The sequence below is a fragment of the Bartonella sp. ML70XJBT genome (genome assembly GCF_028618425.1).
GTDB lineage: Bacteria > Pseudomonadota > Alphaproteobacteria > Rhizobiales > Rhizobiaceae > Bartonella.
On sequence record NZ_JAQISX010000002.1, the window covers coordinates 25,459 to 51,175 of the forward strand.

The following is a 25,717-nucleotide window of genomic DNA, read 5'->3' on the forward strand; positions in this document are numbered from 1 at the left end:
AGCAGCATGTTTGAAATATATATTGTGATGGATAAGAGCTTGGCTGTTTCAGTGTTCATATACAAGGTGAAAGTATGGAGCGTATTGTGTATATCCTTATTGGCGTAATCTCTAAAATAGGAAGATGACCTAATTTGGAAAGAGCATAAAGACGTAAAAGCAAACACAAAAATTAATCTTACCATTTCCTTTTTAATTCAGATTTACTTTTTCAAAATCATTTAAGGCAGTATCTTTTAAATGATAAAGATTATGCATGGCCTTACGCTTTCGTTTTTTATGGAGAAATGCTTTAAACTGTTACACTTGTGTTGCATATTTACGCGTTTGTTTTAAAAAAACATCTCTTAGCACATCCAAGTTCATTTCTTGAATGGTCTCACGGTAAAGCCCCTATGAATCATATAAAATTCATTAAGCTACACCATTTTTATGCTTAATAGTTTAATAAAAGAGCAAACTGGCGCCATTAGACCACAGTGCTAGTCTCTAAGGTTGAGACAGCTTTTGGCACTTGAGAGTCTCACAAGAAGTATTTTTTAGTCTTTTCTTGTACAGTTTCATTCCACATAGCCTAGTCGTTTATAACGTATAAGTAAATGATTTTGGGTAATTCAATATGGTATAGGTTTGAAATAAGAGAAACTTACGCTATTTGGGCCTTTCATTACAATATGTAAAAAGTAAATTATCTTTATAAATTAATATGTTGTATAATATGTAAAAAATTATCTTTCAAAGTAAAAATATCGAAAGTAAATGTGATTAAAATTTTTTCTATTCTTATAAAAACATCGCTTATGAAAGTACGTAAAGATGAGATTATTGAGATAGTAATTTCATAGTTCTATTAAGGTTTGGTACGTTAAGTATCGATATTTATTATTTTTCTGGAGCTAGATTATTTCTTTATTATGGTGGTTTCTTGATAGTAAATATTCTTTTATCTCGTTTATCTTTTTATACTGGTTTAAGCGAATCAAAAATTAATTCATAAAAATTTATGGCAATGCTCGTAAGGGATATATTTTTTCTTTCTATAGAAGTATGTATTGATGAAATCAAATCAAGAAAATAAGAGTGATGATAAAGACATTTCATTATAGAAAAATTGCTCAAGATGGATGTGCTCGTCGAGGCGAAATTATTACTGGACGTGGGTGTGTTCGCACACCTGCTTTTATGCCTGTGGGGACGGCAGGAACCATTAAGGCTATGTATATGGATCAAGTACGTGATCTTGGGGCGGATATTATTTTGGGGAATACTTATCATTTAATGTTGCGTCCAGGAGCTGAACGTGTTGCCCGTTTAGGGGGATTACATAAATTTTCACGCTGGAATGGACCTATTTTAACCGATTCTGGTGGTTTTCAGGTTATGTCATTGGCGGGCATCCGTAAAATTAACGAACAAGGTGTGATTTTTCGCTCTTATGTTAATGGAGCCTACTATGAAATGAGTCCAGAGCGTTCTATCGAAATTCAAGGACTTCTTGATGCGGATATTCAGATGCAGTTGGATCAATGTATTGCTTTACCCGCAAGTGAAAAAGAGATGGAAGAAGCTATGGAACTTTCATTGCGGTGGGCACAACGTTGTAAAACAGCTTTTGGGAAACAGCCAGATAAAGCATTGTTTGGGATTGTTCAGGGGGGTGATAATATGGAACTGCGTGAACGTTCTGCTCAAGCATTAAAAGAAATGGATTTAAAAGGGTACGCGATTGGAGGTCTTGCTGTTGGTGAGCCGCAGAATGTTATGACAGCAGTGTTGGATACGACTTGTCCGATTTTGCCAGAGGATAAACCGCGCTATCTTATGGGAGTAGGGACACCTGATGATATTTTACAAAGTGTTGCGCGTGGTATTGATATGTTTGATTGTGTTATGCCAACACGTGCAGGACGTCATGGTTTAGCTTTTACACGCTTTGGTAGAATTAATTTACGGAATGCGCGTTATGCAGAAGATCCCCATCCTCTTGATCCACAGTCACTTTGTCCAGCAGCAAATGATTATAGTTGCGCTTATTTACATCATTTGATCAAATCTGGTGAATCTCTTGGTGGTATGTTGTTGACCTGGAATAATCTTTTTTATTACCAACAATTGATGCAAGAAATTCGTGATGCCATTGAAGAGGGCTGTTATGCTCATTTTTGCGCTGAAACGCGTGCTCTATGGGCACAAGGACGCTAAAACATTCATCTCAATATAGTGTTTTATTTTTTACTTACAAATTTTACTCAAAAAATAAAATTAGAAATACCTTCCCAAAAAATAAAATTGCACTATCTTAAAATGTAAAGGTACTATTTTACGGGGCATATATTCTTTTTGTAATTATCATGCAAAACAGAAACTGTTACTCCGGTACGCGCTACCTGATCCGGAGAAAAACAGTTTACTTCTGTTTCTGATGAGTGTTTAAAACAACAATGTTAATGAGGCGTTAGCGAACTCTTAAAGAAGTATGAAAATTGTATTTTTATGAGTTCTTTTGTATTCTTTTATTGATTAAGGTAAAGAATGTGTTACATGCAAAATAACAGATAAATTCTTAGAAAATTAAAATAATAATAAAGTAATATTATAATATTTAAAAGTTATAAAAATACATTTTATGTTTTTACTATTTTTATACGTTAATAAAAAATATTATTTACAATATAATCATAATTTTATAAAAGATTAATAAATATCTTTAAACAAAAATTATCATATTTATTTTGTATTATATTTATATAAAAAATCATAATATATTATATGGATATTTCAAATTTACAGATAGTGAATTAGATCAAAAAAGATCTTATGCTATTTATCTATGAGATGAGATAGGGATAAATATCTCGAGAATAGGATTATTTAATCAATGGAGAAATCAAGCACGATTATTATGAGAATTTTTAAAAGATTCTATAATAACCCATAAGATAGCATATGTGTTGAAATTATAGCTTATCAATTTGGAGGGGGATTTAGTTTATAAAAACGAAGAAATAATAAATTAGGCAGAGGCTTTTATATTTGTATCAAGATAATGATGATATATTGCTCATCTGTTTGGAATGTATTCTTCGATAAATTTTAGAATTGTTTATAGCGTGTGGTACATCGTTCTAAATAAAGATTTAGGGTAAAATTGAAACTGCTGAAAAAAGGAGACATAGTTTATTATCTTGGGTTTATTATCTGGCTGGTCTCATAAAAATAGTTGAGTATATCTATAATTGTTAGGTTTTTAGAAGATCTTTCATTAAAGAATCTTACTAAAAATTTCATAAAATACTTATACACTAAAATGTTTCTAAAACTTTGTTGGGGACGATTTAGCATGCATGTAACAATATTTTGAATTTTTAGTTTTACGTATTACAGATATCTACAGTAAAAAATCTTATCCAGAAGTGATGATATGATCGATTCTCATAAACAAAATATTCTTGCGTTGGAAATTGATTCGAAAGTACGTCATTTAGCAATTTTAGCTCTTGCAGTAGGGAGTTTTTCTATTGGGACTGCAGAGTTTGTTGCAATGGGGCTTCTTCCAGAGATGGCACGAAGTTCATATGTTGATATTCCTACTGCGGGTCAATATATTTCTGCTTATGCATTAGGTGTTGTGATTGGAGCTCCTCTTTTGGCTGTTGCAACTGCTCAATTTTCACGTAAAACTGTTTTGATAGGGTTGATGTTTTTTTATGCCTTAGCAAATATTGCGAGTGCTTTTTTTTCTGATTTTAGCATGTTAGTCGTATTACGCTTTCTCAGTGGTCTTCCCCATGGAATCTATTTCGGACTTGCGGCTATGGTTGCCTCTTCAATGGTGAAAATGAATGAACGTTCTAAAGCTGTTGGGTCTGTTATGCTTGGCTTAACTATTGCAACCGTTTTAGGAGCACCAAGTGCAACTTGGATTGGTCAACTTATTGGTTGGCAGATTGCTTTCATCCTTGTGGGTATGATTGCTTTATTATGTTGTTTTCTTATTTGGAATTTTTTGCCTTGCGATTTAAGGTGTAAAAGAACGAGCCCTTTACGCGAAATGGGTGCATTAAAGCAAAAGCAGGTGTGGCTTCTTTTAACAATGGTTTCGGTGGGGGCGTCAGGATTATTTTCTGTTTTTACTTATATTAAATCAACATTAATGCATATTTCTGGTTTTTCACTTGAGTGGATACCCTTTATCATGCCCTTAGTTGGATTGGGGATGGTGGTAGGAAATCTCTTGGGGCCTAAACTGGCTGCTAAAATAGGCATTTCGCCGATGATATTTTTTTCTATGCTTTGGAGCGTATTTGTTTTTTTTCTTTTTATCTTTTTATCTTATGCTCCGTTAACAGCTGCAATAGGATGCTTTCTGGTTGGGACTTCTTTTGCGGCTATGCCTTCTATACAAACAAAAATTATGGATGTTGCACTACAGGGAAAGATTTTGGCAGGAGCATTAATGCAGTCTGCTTTTAATATTGCCAACGCTCTTGGTGCAGAAGCTGGAGCATTGGTTTTAAAATTGGGCTATACTTATGAATATACAGCCATTTTAGGAAGTATTCTAACTTTTTGCGGATTAATGGTTTTTTGCATCTCATGGTTTATGGAGAAGCGTTCTTAATATTTTTTTGAGTAAAGAAGAAATTTTTATATTTATTTTTAGTTATTATTAGAATGTCCTGTTGGATTTTTAAATATGCAGTAGGAAATGCGCAGCGCTAATGGGATAGCAAAACAAAATAAAAGCCCCATGAGCACGATAAGAAGTGTTTTTGCTGCTAAGATCATTCCTATTGTTCCTCCAGGATTAAAGAGGCCTGCAAGATTAGTGATGACTCCTGCTAGAGTTGCACTTAAGGCCGCTGAAAATAGTTGCACAAAGGTAAGGGATTCACTTGCACGCAGAGCATCTTCATCATTTGCACATTGTAATATCCTTGTGAGTAAATGTGGCCACGCTATACCTGCACTGATCCCAATAGAAAATAGTGCTAAGCAAATAATAAAAATATATTCAACTGCGGAAACTTCTGTTGGAATAAGCCATAAAAGAATGGTGATTCCTAACAGTTTTAATAAGGGGGAGTATACAATGATGTTGCGAATTTTTCTTGCGGAGATACCAGCACTTGAAAGGGCTCCACATGTCCACCCTAGGCTCATGAGTGCTGCTATATAACCAGCAATAAGTGGAGCTTGTCCATGAAGCTCTTGAAGAAAAAGTGGAAAATAAAGTTCTATACTATAGACGACTGTTGTCATAACGAGGATCAATGCGTAAACAGGAAAAATTTCAGAAGAAAAAGAAAAGGATTTATGCGGCAACATAGGGTGAAGATTAGATGATTCGATTCTTGCTAGAACAAAGAGAAGACTAAGTCCGATAACGAGCCCGCAGATTTTTGCCATTGTTGACTCCATAGCCCCTCCAACCGAAATGATAAAAATCAATAAGGTGAGTATGAAAAGCTGGAGAAGAGGGAAAGGGGATGTTGGAATATCACTTTCATTCTTTTTTGGTAAAAATTTGAAGGCGATGAGTGAGAAGAATATAGCAAATACACCAATGATCCAAAAGGATGCTCGCCATAGGCCATAATATATAGAAAGCCCTCCGATCGCTGGTCCTAATAAGGTTGATATTCCCCACATTCCAGAAATAACACTTAATGCGTGTGACCATAAAGATGGATTAAAAAAAATACGCACCATGGAATAGGATAGGGATAACAAAGAACCACTTCCAAATCCTTGAATAAAGCGTCCTATTAAAAATAATGGCATAGATGAAGAAATGCTGCACAGGAAAGTCCCTAGGGTAAAGATAACTCCAGAGATAACATAAGCGTTACGGGGACCTAGTTTTCCTAATATTTTTGTTGCAAGGGAAGTTCCTATGAGAGAAGCTGTAATGAAGACAGTAGCAACCCAAGAATAATATATTTCATTGCCAATATGATTCATAAGGAAGGGTAAAATAGTAATAACGATATAAACGTTGGTGGCGTGCAGCACAACTCCGCCTGTAAACGTTAAAAAGCAAAGACCATTTTTACTCAATAGAAGCGTAGACCAGCTTTGTTTTTTCACTGTTTTTGCTATTTAATAAAAGTTTATTTTCTTTTTATTTATAAGGCAGTTCTTTAAATTCACCAAGAAAAATTCAAAGCTCTATTTAGAGCTTTGAATTTTAATTAAATTATTGCTTAATTGTCGATTGCTTTTTTGAGATTTTCATCAATTTTGTCGAGAAAACCTGTTGTAGAAAGCCATTTTTGTTTAGGTCCAATCAAAAGCGCGAGATCTTTCGTCATAAAACCTTCTTCAACGGTTTTAATACAAACTTCTTCCAATGTTGTGGCAAAGTTTTTTAATTTATCATTGTTATCCAGTTTGGCCCGATGCGCTAGTCCACGAGTCCATGCAAAAATAGATGCAATAGAATTTGTTGATGTTTCTTCATTCTTTTGATATTGACGGTAGTGGCGTGTTACGGTGCCGTGTGCGGCCTCTGCTTCAACAATTTTACCGTCCGGTGTCATGAGAACGGAAGTCATAAGACCAAGAGAACCAAAACCTTGGGCAACAATATCAGACTGAACATCACCATCATAGTTTTTACATGCCCAGACATAGCCGCCTGACCATTTAAGTGCCGAAGCTACCATATCATCAATGAGACGGTGTTCGTAATACAATTTATGGTTTTCAAATTCATTTTTAAATTCCGTATCAAATATTTCTTGAAAGATATCTTTAAAACGACCATCGTAAGTTTTTAGGATGGTATTTTTTGTTGAAAGATAAACCGGAACATTCCGCTGTAGTCCATAATTAAAAGCTGCACGGGCAAAATCACGAATTGACTCATCAAGGTTATACATCGCCATGGCAACCCCTGCACTTGGGGCATCAAAAACATCATGCTCAATAACTTGATTATCATCACCAACAAATTTAATACTTAGTTTCCCTTTGCCTGGAAATTTAAAATCTGTTGCTTTATATTGATCACCAAAAGCGTGACGTCCGATAATAATTGGCTTTGTCCAGTTAGGAACAAGGCGAGGGACATTTTTACAGATAATGGGTTCACGAAAAATAACGCCTCCTAAAATATTGCGGATAGTGCCATTGGGTGATTTCCACATTTTTTTTAAGTTAAATTCTTTAACACGTGCTTCATCAGGTGTGATGGTTGCACATTTTATACCAACCCCATATTTTTTGATAGCATTGGCAGAATCAATCGTTACCTGATCATTGGTTGCATCACGGTTTTCGACGGAAAGATCATAATATTTGAGATCAATGTCGAGATAGGGATGGATTAATTTATCTTTGATATATTTCCAGATGATACGGGTCATTTCATCCCCATCGAGTTCAACAACGGGATTTTCTACTTTGATCTTTGCCATTAGAAGTCCTTTTTCTTTTAAGTGATATTACCTTATAGCACTTTCAGGTTTATAATGAAAAGTAAAAACAAGGGGAAAGGGGCATGTAAATGTGTGTGGGGGGGGAATGTATGGTCAATAGAGTATAAAACTTTATTGAAGAGTTTAATTTTTGAAAAGAAGTGATGTATTTGCAAATCTGTCATCATTGTGAAACTGATAAAAAATCTAATTTAATTAATAAATTAATGAGGTTTTTTGGGAAATAGGGATATGTATTTTTATCATCAAATTTCCTATTTAACGTTTTGATAAGTTGATTGTATTCTCAATGAGGGTTTCTTGAGTTTTTTTTCGTGAGTAAGCATTTATTTTTATATCGCCATTTGATCTAAAATGACGGACTGTTTGTTTATAAAAATTTAATGTGATATAAAAAGCCCTGTAATGAAGGATGATTCATCTAAAATGCTTTCTTGGTGATCAATTTCAGTTTTGAAAGTTGAAAGAAATGTATAAAGAGCGTGGTTGGTTTTTATTTAAAAATTAATAGCATACGTATGAATACTGTTTATAAAATCACCTTATCACTAGAGAAATCCTCTAACTTATATTTTATTAATTTTTTAATTGATACTAAGGACTACACTAGACTGCTTTCTCTGAGAAAAAACAATAAATGAATCATTAGTTGACTTTTACACCTTTTCTAAGAAAAGACTTCTTTAAAAGCCTATTCCTTGATTTTTATTTATGATCCCTGATATTTAAAACATAAGTAAAATCAATATCTTACACAAAATAAAAGAAAAATTGGTACGCCCAAGGGGAATCGAACCCCTGTTTCCGCCGTGAAAGGGCGATGTCCTAACCGCTAGACGATGGGCGCAAACCAATGATGAGGCTTATAGAGAGGATCTTTTTACTTCGCAAGCCCTCTGTATCATTTTTTTTGAAAAAAATGTGTTTTATTGAATAATTTTTAAATGACTTTTGTTTAGATCATTTTATTTTCTAAGTTTTTTAATAGAAAAAATATAGAGTTATCATGATGGATAAAAAATTTTGCTGCGAACATCATATTTAGTGAATGATATTTGTTGTTTATTTTCAGTTTGATGCCTAGATAAAAATGATCATAACAGCATTTTAAAGATATTTATTTTTTACATATTTTATTCATCTTTGTCTCATGCTTGTACATGTGAATATCCTTTAACTTACTTGAGAGAGCTTTTATACAGAAGGCTGCTTATTTAAGCTTATCATAAAGCAAAGCTTATATAATTTATGAAGGAGAAAGAAAATATTTATGAGTAAGTTAACAAAGAGTGCGAATCATACAAAAGTTTTTTCAAAGCATAAGCTGTAGATTTCTTTCAATTTCACAAGAAGAAAATATGTATGATAAAAATAAAAAATATTGAGGAAATTTTTAGAAATATTTTAAAAATTATTTTTCTCAACTATACCTTTACATGGATGTGAAAAATTTAAAGGATTTTTATTTGTTCTCTCACATCTTTAGCAAGTTCTTTATTTGAAAATGAATCAGCGCAGGTAAAGGATTTATGGAGTTTTTTGTCATTGCAATTTGTTCGTTTTTCAAAAGATTGGCAATAAGTTAAGGTAAAATATTCAAACTTTGCAAATTTATTCTCCATATTTATAATTTTTCAGAATTATGCTGTACACACATGAGTTTTTGTTTTTTACATTTAATGTAATGTTCTATTTTTATACAGAAGAATGTTAAGCTCTTTACATTAAGAACGACAATTCAAGCTATATAATGGTAGGAAGGAATGCGTTATTATTTAATAATCCACTTTATATTTTGTCCATTCTCTTTACGTATCCTATGAAAGAATGTTTTTTGTTTAATACTTGTTGATTTGGAACAGATATGTTTGTATTTGTTACCAAATATTCGATATTCTTTTGCGTATTATTGATTACTTTGTGAGAGATTTTTTCTATCCCTTGTTGATAGAGATTAGTTTTTATGAGAAGGCTTTTACTTTTTAAAAACAAAGCAATTTTTTTTACGGTAATTTGCATTTATCAATTTTGTAGATTTTCATTTTGAATTAGATCTTTTATAGAGGTTTTAAAATTTTAAAAGAAAATAAATATTTGTATTTTTAGGAATTTTGATTGAACAAGCGGGGATAATGCTATTAGAAAAAAGTATGGAGGGAGCAGGGGATTTCTTTTGTCCTGATGGATATCAATATTCTTTTTGTTGCCAGTAAACGATTTTTCAAGATGGATAGGGATCAATGGTTAGATAATGGCAGAAGCTTTAAAAGTTGGTATTGCGGGACTTGGTACGGTTGGTACCTCAGTTGTTCGAGCTCTATGTGAAAAAGCGAATAGTTTGGCTTGTCAGTGTGGGCGATCCATCAAAGTCGTTGCTGTTAGTGCGCGCGATAAAGGCCGTGATCGTGGAATTGATCTCAGTAATATGAGATGGTTTGATTCACCTGTGGAGATGGCTGCTTTTGACGAGATTGATGTTTTTGTCGAGTTAATTGGTGGTGAATTGGATATTGTATATACTGCTGTTAAGAGTGCACTTGAGGCAGGACATCATGTTGTAACAGCCAATAAAGCTCTTCTCGCTCGATATGGGGTAGAGCTAGCTATAATTGCAGAACAAAAAGGCGTTTTTCTTCATTTTGAAGCAGCTGTCGCAGGGGGAATCCCTGTCATTAAAGCGATGAGAGAATCGCTTGTCAGTAATCATATATCGCGGATTTATGGTATTCTCAATGGAACCTGTAATTATATATTAACACGCATGTTTACAGAAGGCCTTTCATTCAAAGATTGTTTAGCAGATGCACAAAGATTGGGGTATGCTGAAGCAGATCCAACTTTTGATATTGAGGGAAATGATACCGCTCATAAATTAGCTTTGTTAACAAGCTTGGCATTTGGAACAGCTGTTTCGTTGGATGATGTTTATGTTGAAGGAATTCATAATATTTCGCAAATTGATATTCGGGCGGCTGATGAATTGGGATATCGAATTAAGCTTTTAGGGGTTGCTTTAAAAACGGATTCTGGAATAGAGCAACGCGTTCACCCAACAATGGTCCCAATATCCTCAATGATTGCACAGATCAATGGTGTAACCAATGCTCTTTCTATTCAAAGTGATTTATTAGGTGAATTATTGTTTTCTGGTCCTGGCGCTGGAGGAATGGCAACAGCATCAGCTGTTATTGGTGATTTGGCTGATATAGCAAAAGCACGTTCTGGTTTTCACTATGCACCTGTTTTAAGACGTCCAGCTTTAAAGCTTTCTCCTCATAAAAAAGCACGCATTTCACATCATGCAGGGGGCTATTTTATACGTTTAAATGTTCATGATCGTGCTGGTGTTTTTGCCGCGGTTGCAAGGCATATGGCTGATAATCATATTTCGCTAGAGTCGATTGTTCAAAGACCTTTTATAGAAAATCAGATTGAAAAAACGATTATTTTAATCACGCATGAAACAACAGAAGTGAATGTACGACAGGCACTTGCAGAAATTGAAAAAGATGGACATCTTGTTGCAAAATCTCAATTCATTCGTATTGAACGTATGGCAGAGAATTGATAACTTATCTTGATAAGACAAGTTGGAATATTTTTATCTCTTGTGGAAAGTTTTCATCTTTGTCAAAAGCTTTATTTTTAGAGCTTAATTAAGAACTCATATTTTTTCTGGTATTTATTCGGTAGGATTTTTTCATATGCCCACAACTCAGAAGATTTTAAATGGACTTGATCGTATTTTGACACTTGAATTGGTACGTGTCACTGAACGTGCTGCTGTTGCTGCTGCGCGCTGGCGCGGACGTGGCGATGAAAAGGCAGCCGATCAAGCTGCTGTAGATGCAATGCGGCAGGAACTTAATCGATTGCCTATTGAGGGTACAGTGGTGATTGGCGAAGGTGAGCGGGATGAAGCGCCCATGCTTTATATTGGAGAAAAAGTAGGTCTTCAAAATGGACTGGCGATCGATATTGCACTTGATCCATTGGAAGGAACAACACTTTGTGCTAAAAATCTTGCCAATTCTTTGGCAGTGATTGCTATTGCTGAAAAAGGTAACCTCCTTTATGCTCCTGATGTTTATATGAACAAAATTGCTATTGGTCCTGGTTATCCAAAGGGATTGGTGGATATAGATGCTTGTCCTACCGATAATATTCATGCTCTTGCAAAGGCTAAAGGTGTGGCTGTTAATCAGATTACTGTTTGTATTATGGATAGGCCTCGTCATGAAAAACTGATTGAGCAAGTGCGAAAGACAGGGGCATCGATTCGCTTGATTGGTGATGGAGATGTTGCTGCTGTTATTGATACAACTGATCCAGAAGAAACAGGTATTGATATTTATATGGGAATTGGTGGTGCTCCAGAGGGTGTTTTAGCGTCTGCTGCTTTACGCTGCATTGGAGGACAGATGCAAGGTCGTTTGTTGCTTGATACAGAAGAGAAAATTGCTCGTGCAGCCAAAATGGGGATTAGTGATCCCAATAAGGTTTATACAATGGAAGAAATGGCAAAGGGTGACGTTTTGTTCTCAGCGACAGGGGTGACAGATGGTAACATGCTGTCTGGTGTTAAATTCACGCCTCGCTACATTCAAACGGAAACTCTTGTAATGCGTTCTCATACGGGGACAGTTCGCAATATTAAAGCAAAGCATAGAGATCATTCGAAATTTGATTAATGTTTTCCTTTTTGTCATCCCTAAAAAATAGAGAGATTACTTTTAGCACGAACACTTCCATGAAGGCCGATATATCTTCATGGAAGCCTTTATAGATATGAGAATATCGTCTTATTATGAGAGCTGGACAGAATAAACCCAGCCATTTTTATCTTCTATATTTCCTTTTTGAAGACCAACCAATTGTGCTTGAAGTTGCTTTGTGACTTCTCCAACTGTTTCATTTCCAATAATAAATTCTCCTCCTTTATATCTAAAACGGCCGATTGATGTGACAACGGCAGCTGTACCACAAGCAAAAACTTCTTTAAGTTGTCCACTCTTTACATCTTCTTGAAGCGATGCAAAAGAATAAGGACGCTCTTCTATCGTTAATCCCATTTGTTTAGCCAACTGTAAAATTGAATGACGTGTTATTCCCGGAAGGATTGTTCCATTAAGGGGAGGGGTTACGAGTGTATTATTGTCCATAATAAAGCAGACATTCATACCGCCAAGTTCTTCAATCCATGTATGTTCAACCATATCAAGGAAGAGCACTTGGCTACAATTGTTTTCAATCGCACTTTTTTGTGCAAGTAAGCTGGCTGCATAGTTTCCACCACATTTAGCAGCACCTGTTCCTCCTGGACCTGCACGACTATACTCTGTTTCAATCCAGACGCTGACAGACTTTTCCTCTCCTTTGAAATAGGATTCAACTGGAGAGGCTATGATACAAAAAAGATATTCTTGAGAAGGGCGAACGCCCAAAAAGTTTTCATTACCAAACATAAATGGACGAATGTAGAGGCTTACGTTAGGATGATCAGAAACCCACTTTTGATCAATTTTTACTAATTGATGAACGGCATCCAGAAAAATATCTTTTGGTAATTCTGGCATCGCTAACCGGTGTGCTGACTCTATAAATCTTTGTGCATTAGCATCAGGACGGAAGAGCAAGATGCGTCCATCTTTTGCACGATATGCTTTTAAACCCTCAAAAATTTCCTGTCCATAATGCAAAACGGTACTTGCAGGGTTAATTTCTAAAGCTTTGTATTGAGAAATAACGGCGTTATGCCAGCCTTTGTCTTCTGTCCACTGAATAGTGCACATATGGTCTGTAAAGAATTGACCAAAACCGGGACTTTTTAAAATTTCTTCACGTTTTTTTTCTGATAGAGGTGATGGGTTCTTTTCTATTGTAAAGGGAAGTGATGATATGGGAGATTTCATAAGAAAAACCTTTTGAGACTGTTTTATTTTTTATTTAATAAAAATAACGAGATATTTCGCTCATGACTCTATTATTAGCAAATCCTTTGTGTCAATGTTTTATTGTAGAACGCAAAGGGTTTTATTATAGCGTTCAAAGGTTATGGTAGATATTTTAATTCTATTCTCGGTTCTCTTTCCTCACTTTAATAAAGGTATCTGGAACCTTTATCTTTCTTTATCGTTTTCTCAAAATAAGTATCTGAATGATTTCATATATGCATATTTTCTAAAAATTTTAAGGTTAAGGGGATTGAGAAAAGGAATCCACTATGATTGATAAAAATTATCACACATATGAAGAACGTATGGCTGAAGAAAGAAAAGATCATGAACAGCGTGTTTCAATCGCTAAGGGTATTTTTGCTATTCTTCTTGCTCTGGTTATTATTTGGTTTGTTTTTGGTTTTTTAGGATCTTTTTTTGCAAGACCTCCTGAACATAGTTCACATTATAATACTCCACAAACAAGTCAGAGCATAACAACGCCTCAAAAAGATTTAAATTCAACCCCTCCTGTACCTTATACCTATAAGAGTACGCAGTGATTTTTTTTGAAACATAATCTTTTAAATAAGGCGAAAATTGATGCAGATTAAAGAATAAAGTTGAGGTAAATACATAAGCCAAAAAGATGGAGATGATTTTAATTTCTGAAGTTTCTGATAAATCATTGAAATAAATCATGTAACGGTTTTAACAACCGTTACATGATTGGTTTAGCGTGTTACGAAGCAATTTCCACCAGAATTTTTAATGGTTTCACAAAGGATTATGGCTTCATCACGGTTCTGCGTTTGAATACGGACACGGTAATAGGTTCCTTTTCCTGGTATAAAAGCCGACTGAATATTTAAAGGACGAGACCCGATAATGAATCCAAATTTGGATTTCATATTTTTCAAAGAATCTCTAGCTAACTCATGCGTTGGTTGAGAGGAAAGTTGTACATAATAACTCTCTGAATTTTGTGGTAAAACTCTATTTTCTGATGTGGGGCGAGTGGCGGTGTGCGTTTCGACTTCTGCATTTCTCTCTGCATGGGAAGGAATTGGGATAAATTTTTCTTCAATATTCTCATCAGAAGTATTTTCAGCGATTATTTTATCAATATTATTTTTGAGATCATAATCACTTTCTTGGTCTTTTTTATCGGAATTATGCGACAAAACAGCGGATGACTCTTGAAGATCGTCAGGAATTTGATCAATGGATTGAGTAGCTTGAGCAGCAGTTTTACTCTCTGTTTGATGTACAGGAGCCAGTGTAATTGTACCATCTTGATTGACAATAACGGTTTTTACTTCTTGCGTTGGAATAGTATGATGGATAGCTTCAGTGACTGCATCCTCAACATCAGATTTAGTCGAAGAAGATGATGAAACATTTGGAGACTCTTCTGGATTTAATCCCTCTAAGTTATCAGGTTGCTCAGAGCTATCGATAAGAAATTGTTGTGTATTTTCTTGTTTGTCATTCTGCCCAGTTGTTTGTTTATAGACATCTAAATTATGGGCAACATCATTTTTCGTTTCAGTTGTTTCTGGTTTGAATTTAAAAGGTGTATTATCAGCGTGGATAATGACCCTTTCTTCATTTTTCTGTGATGACATGAAAAAATAATAATAACCAGTAAACCCAATGGCTACTAAAATAAGAAGAAAAATACCTTTGATGAAAACTTTACTGAAAATAGAACTTTTAAGGAGAGGAGGTGCTGAGGGAGATGTAGGGATTCCATCTGAGCCTGCGTATAGTGAATTCTCACTCAAAGAGGGAGAATTATATTCGATATTGGCATCAGAAAAATAGTCGGCATTTTGTTCTTTAGAATTTATATAAACCCCTTCTTTTGAATTTTGCATAGTTTGATGAAAAACTTCGTTGAAAGTTTCATTTTTCTGTTGTTTTTGAGAAAAATTATCTGTTGGAACATGTCCTACATTGAGTACATCTGCAAATTCTTCTTCCAAACCACCTGTTGGTACATCATATTCTGGGGCTTCATACGGGACTTTTGGAACCATAATAGGACCAGTTTTTTCTACGATTTCTTCCGAAAATTTATAAGTATCAACATTGGGTGGGGGTGTATCTCTGTGTGTATAGTTATGGGCAAAAAAGCTCTCTGTTTGTTTTGTATTAAAAGGTTTTGATGAGGAAAAAAACTCGTCTAAATTATTTTGGTTATATGAAATTTCTCTGTTTGGGTTAGAGACATTCTCAGGCTTATTGATGTATTGGGTTTGAGCTTCATTATATGTTGGAACTTTTTCACTGTAAGCTTCTTGTTGTGAAGGATTTTCTTCAAAAAAATGGGGATAATTGGTTGTATGATCTTCTTGTGAAGATCCCTCTAAATAAGATTGTCTGTCAACGTGTGTTGAATCCAAAGGGGAGGAGAAGCCACTTGCTGTCTGATTTTTTGCTGTGTTTTGTCTTTCTGACACAAGGTTAGAAGATGAAAAAGACTTATTTGCTTCCGGAGAAGAGGAAACATCCGTATAATTTTTTTTGGGCAAATTTTCTTGATCCTCTGAAATGTTATAGGGATGGTTTCTGGAAGGATCATAGAAGTTTTGATTATCATCATAAGTTTTTTGTACATTCGAAGTCTCAGGCTGTTGTGAGGTCGTTTGTGAAAAACGATTGGTTCTTTCAACAGTTTCTGTCTCATCTCTCTTATTTTCGCGTCTTTCAGATTCATTAAAAAAGAAATTTTCTGATTCTGATTGTGAGATAAAATTTCTTTTTTCAAAAAAAGAATGAGCAGTTGGTGCTGTTTTTTTCTGTTGAGACAATTGATTCTTTTGGTGATTCTTTTGGATTGGTAATGGAGAAAGCGCGTCTAAAATTTGTTCTTCATCATGACTGGTCGGTGAAGAATATTTTTCTTCAGATAAATTATTTTGTTTTGTATGGTTGAAAGAATCAGTTTGTGCAATATCTGAGGCTCTTGCGTCGCTGGTTGCATGCAAGTTCCATTGCTTTTTTTGATCATCAAACGGTAAGTCGTGTGTTAAATTATTTTCAAGTTCTTCTTCTAGGAAAGACAAATCAAAATCATCATCAGGGGATGATGTTTTGGAATGAGATGTCGAGCGATCTGTCTGTAAAGAAGAGTGCTCATTTTGGTTTCCGCTTTGTTTGGTCGGATTAAAAATGCGCGTAAGTCTTTCTAAAGGATCATGGTGTTCATGATCGTGTTTTGTTTCGTGCGGATTTTTGCGATCGTTATCGCTCATAGCTTTTCTCACATAATGATTTACACTCACGTGCAATCAATGGTTAATTTTGATTTGTTATATTAAAATTATAAATTTTCCCCCTCTCATGCAAGGATACATGAAAAAGTTTACCAATAAAGTATCTATTGTATGTATTTATAGAACTTTTTCAACGCATTTCTATTGGGGCCTCGACTCCTATGATGCTAAGTCCTGATGATAAAATATTGATAACAGCTTGTATCAAGCCCAATCTTGCAAAGGATAACTCTTTATCATTAGGCTGAATAAAGCGTAAATTGAGATTTTCGCTCCCTTTATTCCAATGTGTGTGAAAGCAGGAGGCAAGATCATAAAGATAAAACGCTAATCGATGGGGTTCTTTATGAATGACCGCTTGTTCAATGATACGCGGATATTCAGAAAGTTTGCGTATTAATAATATTTCATTGTCATCTGTTAGTCGATGAAGATGGGGGATCAATATGTCCTCTGAAAAACTCTCAATATGAAGCACTTCTTGTGCTTGACGAAAGACTGAGTGACAACGTGCACTTGCATATTGTACGTAAAAGATAGGGTTATCTTTTGATTGTTCTGTTACTTTTGCAAAATCAAAATCAAGAGGAGCTTCGCATTTGCGGTATAACATCATAAAACGCACTGGATCACGACCAACTTCCTCAACGACATCTCTTAGAGTGACAAATGATCCTGCTCTTTTTGACATGCGCACAGGTTGACCATTGCGAAAGAGTTTTACCAATTGACATAAGAAAACACTTAGTATGGCTTCATCCCCAGAAATTGCTTTTGCCATGGCTTCTAGTCGCTTTACATAGCCAGCATGGTCTGCACCTAAAATATAAATCATTTCATCAAAATGACGATTAAATTTATCCCGAAAATAAGCAACATCAGCAGCAAAATAAGTGTAAGAACCATCGGATTTAATCAAAACACGGTCTTGATCATCACCAACATTTGTTGAACGAAACAAAGTTTGTTCGCTTGGTTCCCAATCTTCTATATTTTGTCCTTTGGGAGGGGGGAGTTTTCCTTTATAGATATAACCATTTAAAGTGAGGTCGTTAATGGTGTTACGAATAGCGCGGGCATTATCTGCGTAAAGTATTCGCTCAGAAAAAAAGATATCATGATAAATATTAAGAGCCGCCAAATCCTCGCGAATCATGGACATCATTGCCTGAATTGCCCGTTCTTTCACAAGAGATAAGGCTTTATCTTTATCCATGATGAGGAGTTGATCACCAAACTCTTGAGCCAAAGATTGACCTAATGGTATCAAGTACTCTCCAGGATAGAGACCCTCTGGAATTTCATTAATTTTTTGTCCAAGAGCTTCACGATAGCGCAACAGTACGGAGTGAGCGAGGACTTCGATTTGTTGACCAGCATCATTGATATAATATTCTTTCGTGATGTTATAGCCCGTAAATTGTAGCAAATTAGAGAGAACATCCCCAACAACAGCGCCGCGACAATGTCCTACATGCATAGGGCCCGTCGGATTTGCTGAGACATATTCAACATTGACACGTTTTCCTTGTCCTATAGGGATGCGACCATAAGAAAGACCTAATTCAAGCATGGATTTTACAGCATCTTGCCAAAATAATTTTGTAAGCTTGATGTTGATAAAACCAGGACCGGCAACATCAATATTCTCGATAGAGGAATCATTTTTAAGCAGTTCTATGATTTTATCGGCAAGAGCGCGGGGCCCCATCCCAATAGATTTTGCAAGCACCATAGCAGCATTGGTTGATAAATGACCATGGGAGGGATCACGTGGGGGATCAACGGTGATTTTTGTTAAATCTAGATCTTCTCTACTTTTTTCTTTTATATCAGATAATTCAATTGATTTTTTAATTTTTTTTTCGAAGTTTTTAAAGATGTTCATATTGAGCTTCCATAATGATGCTAAAAGCCATTAAACGAAATGATCTGTATGGTCAAATAAACGGTGATATTCACGTAAAGCATAATGATCAGTCATCCCTGAAAGAAAGTCAGCAATCAGACGTGCTAACTCTTGATTTTTTAAGTGCACTGTTTTTTTGCACCAACTTTCAGGCATTGTATTTGGATTTTCATAATAACAATTGAATAATTTTTGTACAATGCATTTTGCTGTATTGCGACGACTAAGAACTTGTTCGTGATAATAAAGATTTTTAAAAAGAAAGTTTTTTAGTTCTTTTTCGTAAACGGTCATTGATGGTGAAAAGGTAACAATAGTTTGTTTTGCTTGGTAAATATCGTTTATACTGGTTGGTTTGATGCGTGCTAAGTTTTTATGTGATTGTTTGATAACATCTTCGACCATGGTTGTGATTTGTCTTCGTACAAGTGTGTAACTGCGTCGTGCTTGGTCGAGATGGGGATGCTCATCGGTTATATCTTTTAAGATGGCTGCTGTTAGTGAAACTTGTTCAAATTGATCGAGGGTTAAAAATTGCGATCGTAAACCATCATCAATATCATGGGCATTGTATGCGATATCATCTGCAATCGCAGCACATTGCGCTTCTAGTCCTGCAAAACAATCGAGTGCAAGATCTTGCTTTGCATTGTATTGTAAAATGTCGGTGGGAACTTCTTTATTCTTCGCGTGAGGACCTAAAAGAGGCCCGTTATGCTTTACAAGTCCTTCGAGGGTTTCCCATGTAAGGTTAAGTCCATCAAAATTTGCATAGCGCTGTTCTAGTTTTGTAACAATACGTAAGGCTTGTGCATTATGGTCGAAGCCGCCATAATGAGCCATGGCTTCATTGAGAGCTTCTTCTCCTGCATGGCCAAAGGGTGTGTGCCCAAAATCATGTACAAGAGCAATGGCTTCGGCAAGATCTTCATCAAGATACAGAGCCCGAGCAAGGGTTCGTGCAATTTGGGAAACCTCTATGGAATGGGTAAGGCGGGTACGATAATGATCGCTTTCATCTGCAATAAAAACTTGCGTTTTATGTTTAAGACGTCGAAATGCATTAGAATGGATAATACGATCTCTATCTCGTTGAAAGGGTGAACGTGTAGAGCTCATCATTTCATGGAATAATCGTCCACGGCTTGTTTGCGGGTGAGCACTGTAGAGCGCTCGAGATTGGTAATTGAAGTTGATCGTGCCTATATCCATTGCAAGCTGTCCATTATCATCTTAAAATTGAGAGTGGTTTATGATGAATAAATTTTCTCTTTAATAGTGTGAGATACTCTTTCTTGGTGGTTTAATGCAAGGATATATAAAATGAATGTGAAAATTTCAGATGCTGCTGCTCAGCAAATTGTACAGATACTTTTGCGTGAACCCGATAAAATAGCCTTACGTATTTCTGTTGAAGGAGGGGGGTGTTCTGGTTTTTCTTATAAATATGATTTGGTTTCTGAAATGGGTAAAGATGACCTCGTTTTCAAAAAAGATGGGGCAATTGTACTTATTGATTCACTATCGATTCCCTTCATGGAAGGAGCTGAGATTGACTTTGTTGATGATCTTATGGGGCAGTCTTTTCAGATTCATAATCCCAATGCTGTATCATCATGTGGTTGTGGTGTAAGTTTTTCAATTTGAGAGTGGGGACTTTGTTATATTGTTTCTTGAAAAAAATATCATGTTGGTCAACAATGTAAAAATGGCTAATCTTATAAAAACAGTGCACCGATGTGTGCGGTTATGCGTGGTGCTTACTTTATTGATCTGGAGCCACTATGCTTTTTGTGAAGAAGGAGTAGATCAGCAGCAGGGACCATCACGGAGTTTCATTCTAAAGCCCCAAGAGCAGGAAAAAGAGAGTTTAGCATCTCAAGCACAACTCATTTTGAATGCTCGATTAACAAATAGCCGTCAAGATATTGAAAAAGGGCTTGTGTGGCGGGTTTATGCCCCTATTTTAGGGATTGATAATAAATTACCATTAGTGGCAAGCTATAAGGGGGGAAGTGCGCGTTTTGATCTCGAATCAGGAAGCTACCTTGTTCATGTTTCATTTGGTCATATGAGTGCTGTGCGCTATATTCGTCTAGAAAATGGGCAGAGTCTTGTGAAAAGTTTTTATCTTGAGGCAGGTGGACTTATTTTAAATGCGACACTGCTCAATGGTGAAATCAATAGAAAGGAATTACGTTTCACGATCTATGAGGATGAAAAAGAAAATGATGATACGGGGATAATTTTATCAAACGTTAAACCTCAATCTGTTGTGCGTTTAAAAGCTGGCCGCTACCATGTTGCTTCTCATTATGGCTCCATTAATGCGACGGTGCGTTCGGATATTCAAGTAGAGGCTGGTAAAATAACGGAAGTTACTCTTGAACATCAGGCCGCTCAAATTGTATTAAAACTGGTACGACAAGAAGGAGGAGAAGCGCTTGCAGATACAAGTTGGTCTCTTGCTAATGATTCTGGTGATATTGTTTATGAAACAGTTGGGGCTTATGTTTCACTCGTATTAGCCGAGGGAGAGTATATTGCCATTGCTAAAAATAAAGATAAAATTTATCAAAAGGTTTTTTCTGTCGTTTCTGGTCATGATGAAGATATAAGCGTGGTGGCGAATGAACAAAATATGCAACGAATTGATGAAGATATAGATTGATCGTTGTTCATAGAACTAAACCGTGATGAAAGATGGGGTGTGCGTTTTGATTGAAATTTCAACAGTTGGTGTATTTTTTGCGGGGGCTCTCTCTTTTTTGTCGCCATGTGTTTTGCCATTAGTTCCTCCTTACTTATGCTATATGGCCGGGATTGGTATTGATGATTTTCGGTCAGAAAAACGTGATGAGAAAGTCTTTATACGGTGGGCTTTATTGTCTTCTGTTATCGCTTTTGTTCTTGGGTTTACCACTGTTTTTGTTGCTTTAGGTGCTAGTGCAAGTACAATTGGTAAATTCATTGGTTATTATCGTGATTGGTTTGCACTTGCTGCTGGGGTAATCATTATTATTTTTGGTTTAAATTTTTTAGGGCTTTTCAAAATTTCGTTTTTATTTCGTGAAGCGCGTTTTCAGACTCATAAAACACCTGCTGGTCCTTTAGGAGCTTATGTTATTGGGTTAGCTTTTGCCTTTGGTTGGACACCGTGTATTGGCCCCATTTTAGGGACTATTATAACGCTTGCTGGAACAAAAGAAACTGTTGGTGAGGGCGCTATTCTATTAGCAGTTTATGCATTAGGTCTTGCTGTTCCTTTTGTATTGGCTGCTTTATTTTCCAGTCGTTTTATGCGGTTTTTAGCAGCTTTTCGTATTCATTTAGGGAAAGTTGAAAAAATTATTGGTGTTTTTCTTATTCTTACTGGAATTTTGTTTTTAACAGGCTCTATGCAGGACCTTTCGTTTTGGCTTTTAGAACATTACCCTTCATTGAGTTATGTTGAAGATATTCGTTTCTACGATATTATGAACTTTTTTGGATTTTCTCGTTAGTTTTATGTGTTTTTATGGTTAGAAGTTGTCTTTCTATTGTTCTTGCTGCAGGTGAGGGAACGCGTATGAAGTCGTCTCTCCCTAAGGTGCTTCATAAAATTGCTGGATTGCCTCTTATATGCCATGTTCTAAAACAAATAGAATTGGCAGGATCTTCACAATTGGCTGTCATTGTGGGATTTGGTGCTCAAGAGGTTGTACATATTGTTCAGTCATTTGTAAAAGATGTGATGATTTTTGAGCAAAAAGAGCGTTTAGGAACGGCGCATGCTGTTTTATCAGCTCGTTTAGCTTTGCAAAAGGGAGTGGATGATATTCTCATTGTTTTTGGGGATACGCCTCTCATTCAGCAAGATTCTTTGCGTCAAATGCGTGCACAGCTTGCTGATGGAGCAGATGTTGTTTTTGCAGGTTTTCATACTCAAGATCCAACAGGTTATGGGCGCCTTCTCGAGAAAAATGGTCAATTGATCGCAATTGTTGAAGAAAAAGATGCGAGCAATGAAGAAAAAAAGATTTCTTTTTGCAATGGGGGAATACTCGCTATACGTGGAAAACATGCACTTCCTCTTTTAGAGAAGGTTGATAATAACAATATGAAAAAGGAATATTACTTAACCGATATTGCTTCTCTTGCTTCCCGCGAAGGATTAGATGTACGTGTTGTTGAAGTTCCTTTTGAAAATATTGTAGGAATTAACAACGGTTTTGAGCTTTCTGAGGCTGATTCTTTGTGGCAAAAACGTAAAGCGCGTGATTTAATGTTATCAGGTGTTATACTCTTAAAACCAGAAACAGTCTATTTTTCTTATGATACAGAAATTGAACCGGGGGTGGTTATAGAACCAAATGTTTATTTTGGATTGGGCGTGAAAGTACAATCTGGTGCTGTGATTCATGCATTTAGTTATCTCGAAGGTGCTGTGGTGGGTCAAGATGCACAGATTGGTCCCTATGCACGTTTGCGTCCTAGAACAGAGTTGGCTAAATCCGTAAAGATTGGAAATTTTTGTGAAATCAAACAAGCTAAGGTAGGAGAATTTTCTAAAATTAATCATTTAAGTTATATTGGTGATGCCGAAATTGGTGAACATACTAATATTGGGGCCGGTACGATTACATGCAATTATGACGGATTTAACAAATATAAAACTACGATTGGTGATCATGCTTTTGTTGGGTCTAATACGGCGCTTGTTTCTCCATTGGTGATAGGGGATGGTTCTTATGTTGCTTCAGGAAGTGTTATTACTGAAAATATTTCTATGAACAGTATGGCTTTTGGGCGTGCACGACAGGTTATAAAAGAAGGCTATGCAACAAAATTTCGGGCGCGTTTGTTAGAGAACAACTTGTCAAAAAACAAACAGAAAAAGTGACCATTTTCAGTTTATTTCTTTGTTTTGTACGATCTAACGATGGAGAGGAGCATTATTCTTAAAGATTGCCGTACTCCATGTTTAAATTATTTTATTATTTATCGTTTAAATAAAGGCTGTTAGATTGTTTTATGAGATTTAAATCCTTAAGATATATGGGTTGGAGCTTTTGAATGTGTGGAATTATTGGAATTCTTGGAAAGAGCTGTGTTGCATCTTCTTTGCTTGAGGGGTTAAAACGTCTTGAATACAGAGGGTATGATTCATCTGGGGTGGCAACAGTTTATAATGGGCATCTTTATCGTGTCCGTGCTGAGGGTAAGCTTGTTCATTTAGAAGAAAAATTAAAAAAAACACCCCTGAAGGGAAATTTAGGGATTGGGCATACCCGTTGGGCAACACATGGCGTTGCTGTTGAACGCAATGCACATCCCCATATAACCGAAAAGCTTGCGGTTGTGCATAATGGTATTATTGAAAATTTTGTAGAATTGCAAAAAGAACTCATCGAAGATGGTTATATCTTTGAAACAGAGACGGATACGGAAGTTATTGCACATTTAATAACGCGTGCATTAAAAAGTGGTCTTTCTCCGCAAGAAGCTATGTGTACCAGTTGGAAAAGGCTGCAGGGGGCTTTTGCACTTGCTCTTATTTTCGAAGGTGAAGATAACCTTATGATTGCGGCTCGGTCTGGTCCACCGTTGGCAATTGGTTATGGAAAAGATGAATTTTTTGTGGGATCAGATGCTATTTCTTTGGCTCCATTCGTTGATCATATTAGCTATTTGGAAGATGGAGATTGGGCTGTTCTCACACGAGAAGGCGTCACAATTTATGATGGAGACAATCAACCGGTAAAACGTTCTATGACAACATTACTTGAAGGGGCTTTATTGATTTCTAAGGGTAATCATCGTCATTTTATGCACAAGGAAATGTTTGAACAACCTGAAGTGATTTCTCATAATTTGGCGCATTATCTTGATCTTGGAAATTATACCGTTCGATCTTTTGAAAATTTGATTGATTGGAAAAATATTCATCAACTGCTTTTTGCGAGTTGTGGAACGGCTTATTATTCAACTTTAGTTGCACGCTATTGGTTTGAAAAATACGCCGCTTTAAGTGTTGACAATGATGTTGCTTCGGAGTTTCGTTATCGTGAGCCTCCTATAACCTCTGATGCGTTATCGCTGTTTGTTTCTCAATCTGGTGAAACAGCAGATACATTAGCTTCTTTACGTTATTGTCGTGAGCGGGGTGTAAAAACGGCAACAATTGTGAATGTTGAGCAATCCACAATGGCAAGAGAGGCTGATTTTATTTTCCCAACACTAGCCGGACCAGAAATTGGTGTTGCTTCAACAAAAGCTTTTACCTGTCAATTGGCAACACTTGCTTCACTCGCACTTAGCGCCGCTAAACAACGTGGCTCTCTCACGGTTCAAATGGAACAGAAACTGGTTCAACAATTGGCAGAAGTTCCTCGTATTTTAAATGAGGTCTTAAAATTAGAAGGAAAAATTGAAGCTCTTTGTCGTGATTTGGTGAATGCAAAAAGTGTTCTTTATCTGGGACGTGGAACTTCTTATCCGATTGCATTGGAGGGAGCCCTTAAACTGAAAGAGCTTTCTTATATTCATGCTGAAGGTTATGCGGCGGGAGAGTTGAAGCATGGACCAATTGCACTGGTGGATGAGACAATCCCCGTTATTGTTGTAGCTCCTTATGATCGCTGGTTTGAAAAAACTTTGTCTAATATGCAAGAAGTAGGAGCGCGCAATGGTCGTATTATTTTGATAACCGATAAAAAAGGAGCAGAATCAGCTTCTCTTAAGACTTTATCAACGATTACTTTGCCCGTTGTTCCAGAATTTATTGCTCCTATTATTTATGCGCTCCCCATTCAGTTAATCGCTTATCATACGGCTGTTTTATTAGGAACAGATGTTGATCAACCGCGTAATTTAGCAAAATCAGTCACCGTTGAATAAAAATAGATTGTATATTTCTGAACTTTAAGAAAATAATCATGTGTAATAAATTGATTTATAATGATAATTTCTTCTTCCATTTTTCTCAGTTGAAAGAAAATACCAAAGATAGGATTTTTCATTCCAAATCCTTAATGAAAGAATAAAAAATATTTTCTTAAACGATCAAAAAATGGATTAGATGTATGAAGACAAAGATCAAAAGAACATATTATGCTTCTCCTCCTTTAATACAAGAGTCATCCAGATTGTGAGAGAAGATGCTGCTGT

At 35.9% G+C, this 25,717-nt stretch carries 16 protein-coding genes and 1 tRNA gene; 10 read left to right on the plus strand and 7 right to left on the minus strand.

Annotated elements, in window-relative coordinates:
• The first annotated feature begins 1,083 nt into the window (after positions 1-1,083).
• Positions 1,084-2,202: a tRNA guanosine(34) transglycosylase Tgt gene (gene tgt / locus PVV65_RS00985; protein WP_273788981.1), complete on the plus strand. Its 1,119-nt coding sequence runs from the start codon at positions 1,084-1,086 to the stop codon at positions 2,200-2,202.
• Positions 2,203-3,421: 1,219 nt separating this feature from the next.
• On the plus strand, positions 3,422-4,621 hold the full coding sequence (locus tag PVV65_RS00990; RefSeq protein WP_273788875.1) for an MFS transporter: 1,200 nt from the start codon (positions 3,422-3,424) through the stop codon (positions 4,619-4,621).
• A gap of 38 nt (positions 4,622-4,659) precedes the next feature.
• Here the strand turns inward: PVV65_RS00990 and PVV65_RS00995 are convergent, their stop codons facing one another.
• The 3 genes from PVV65_RS00995 to PVV65_RS01005 all read right to left on the minus strand — a co-directional run bounded on the left by PVV65_RS00995 (position 4,660) and on the right by PVV65_RS01005 (position 8,289).
• Entirely contained in the window at positions 4,660-6,090 is a 1,431-nt protein-coding gene (locus PVV65_RS00995; protein ID WP_273788876.1) for an MFS transporter, read from the minus strand.
• A gap of 116 nt (positions 6,091-6,206) precedes the next feature.
• On the minus strand, positions 6,207-7,421 hold the full coding sequence (locus PVV65_RS01000; RefSeq protein WP_273788877.1) for an NADP-dependent isocitrate dehydrogenase: 1,215 nt from the start codon (positions 7,419-7,421) through the stop codon (positions 6,207-6,209).
• A gap of 793 nt (positions 7,422-8,214) precedes the next feature.
• Positions 8,215-8,289: transfer RNA gene (locus PVV65_RS01005), tRNA-Glu, on the minus strand.
• Between the two features lie 1,404 nt (positions 8,290-9,693).
• Here PVV65_RS01005 and PVV65_RS01010 point away from each other — a divergent pair.
• Both PVV65_RS01010 and glpX read left to right on the plus strand, forming a co-directional pair.
• The gene (locus tag PVV65_RS01010) at positions 9,694-11,010 is read left to right on the plus strand and encodes a homoserine dehydrogenase (RefSeq protein WP_273788878.1); all 1,317 of its coding nucleotides are present in this window, start codon (positions 9,694-9,696) and stop codon (positions 11,008-11,010) included.
• Between the two features lie 136 nt (positions 11,011-11,146).
• Positions 11,147-12,133, plus strand: a complete 987-nt coding sequence (gene glpX, locus PVV65_RS01015; protein ID WP_273788879.1) for a class II fructose-bisphosphatase — start codon at positions 11,147-11,149, stop codon at positions 12,131-12,133.
• 114 nt (positions 12,134-12,247) lie between these two features.
• Here the strand turns inward: glpX and PVV65_RS01020 are convergent, their stop codons facing one another.
• Positions 12,248-13,354 carry a branched-chain amino acid aminotransferase gene (locus PVV65_RS01020; protein ID WP_273754267.1) on the minus strand — a complete coding sequence of 369 codons (1,107 nt, stop codon included), beginning with the start codon at positions 13,352-13,354 and terminating at the stop codon, positions 12,248-12,250.
• 311 nt (positions 13,355-13,665) lie between these two features.
• Between PVV65_RS01020 and PVV65_RS01025 the strand changes: the two genes are divergently transcribed.
• Positions 13,666-13,941: a hypothetical protein gene (locus PVV65_RS01025; protein WP_273754266.1), complete on the plus strand. Its 276-nt coding sequence runs from the start codon at positions 13,666-13,668 to the stop codon at positions 13,939-13,941.
• A gap of 171 nt (positions 13,942-14,112) precedes the next feature.
• Here the strand turns inward: PVV65_RS01025 and PVV65_RS01030 are convergent, their stop codons facing one another.
• The 3 genes from PVV65_RS01030 to PVV65_RS01040 form a co-directional block, all read right to left on the minus strand.
• On the minus strand, positions 14,113-16,638 hold the full coding sequence (locus PVV65_RS01030) for an SPOR domain-containing protein (protein ID WP_273788880.1): 2,526 nt from the start codon (positions 16,636-16,638) through the stop codon (positions 14,113-14,115).
• Between the two features lie 151 nt (positions 16,639-16,789).
• Entirely contained in the window at positions 16,790-18,547 is a 1,758-nt protein-coding gene (gene argS, locus PVV65_RS01035) for an arginine--tRNA ligase (protein ID WP_273788881.1), read from the minus strand.
• 30 nt (positions 18,548-18,577) lie between these two features.
• Positions 18,578-19,780: a deoxyguanosinetriphosphate triphosphohydrolase gene (locus PVV65_RS01040; protein ID WP_273754260.1), complete on the minus strand. Its 1,203-nt coding sequence runs from the start codon at positions 19,778-19,780 to the stop codon at positions 18,578-18,580.
• A gap of 111 nt (positions 19,781-19,891) precedes the next feature.
• On the opposite strand from PVV65_RS01040, the gene PVV65_RS01045 reads away from it, so the two are divergent.
• From PVV65_RS01045 to glmS, 5 genes are all read left to right on the plus strand, one after another.
• On the plus strand, positions 19,892-20,215 hold the full coding sequence (locus PVV65_RS01045; protein WP_273754259.1) for an iron-sulfur cluster assembly accessory protein: 324 nt from the start codon (positions 19,892-19,894) through the stop codon (positions 20,213-20,215).
• Positions 20,216-20,255: 40 nt separating this feature from the next.
• Positions 20,256-21,239: a carboxypeptidase regulatory-like domain-containing protein gene (locus tag PVV65_RS01050; protein WP_273754350.1), complete on the plus strand. Its 984-nt coding sequence runs from the start codon at positions 20,256-20,258 to the stop codon at positions 21,237-21,239.
• A gap of 25 nt (positions 21,240-21,264) precedes the next feature.
• Entirely contained in the window at positions 21,265-22,071 is an 807-nt protein-coding gene (locus PVV65_RS01055; RefSeq protein ID WP_273788982.1) for a cytochrome c biogenesis CcdA family protein, read from the plus strand.
• 14 nt (positions 22,072-22,085) lie between these two features.
• Positions 22,086-23,450 (plus strand): bifunctional UDP-N-acetylglucosamine diphosphorylase/glucosamine-1-phosphate N-acetyltransferase GlmU, encoded by a 1,365-nt coding sequence (glmU, locus tag PVV65_RS01060; RefSeq protein ID WP_273788882.1) that lies wholly within the window; start codon positions 22,086-22,088, stop codon positions 23,448-23,450.
• 173 nt (positions 23,451-23,623) lie between these two features.
• Positions 23,624-25,447: a glutamine--fructose-6-phosphate transaminase (isomerizing) gene (glmS, locus tag PVV65_RS01065; protein WP_273754256.1), complete on the plus strand. Its 1,824-nt coding sequence runs from the start codon at positions 23,624-23,626 to the stop codon at positions 25,445-25,447.
• The last annotated feature ends 270 nt before the right edge of the window (positions 25,448-25,717 follow it).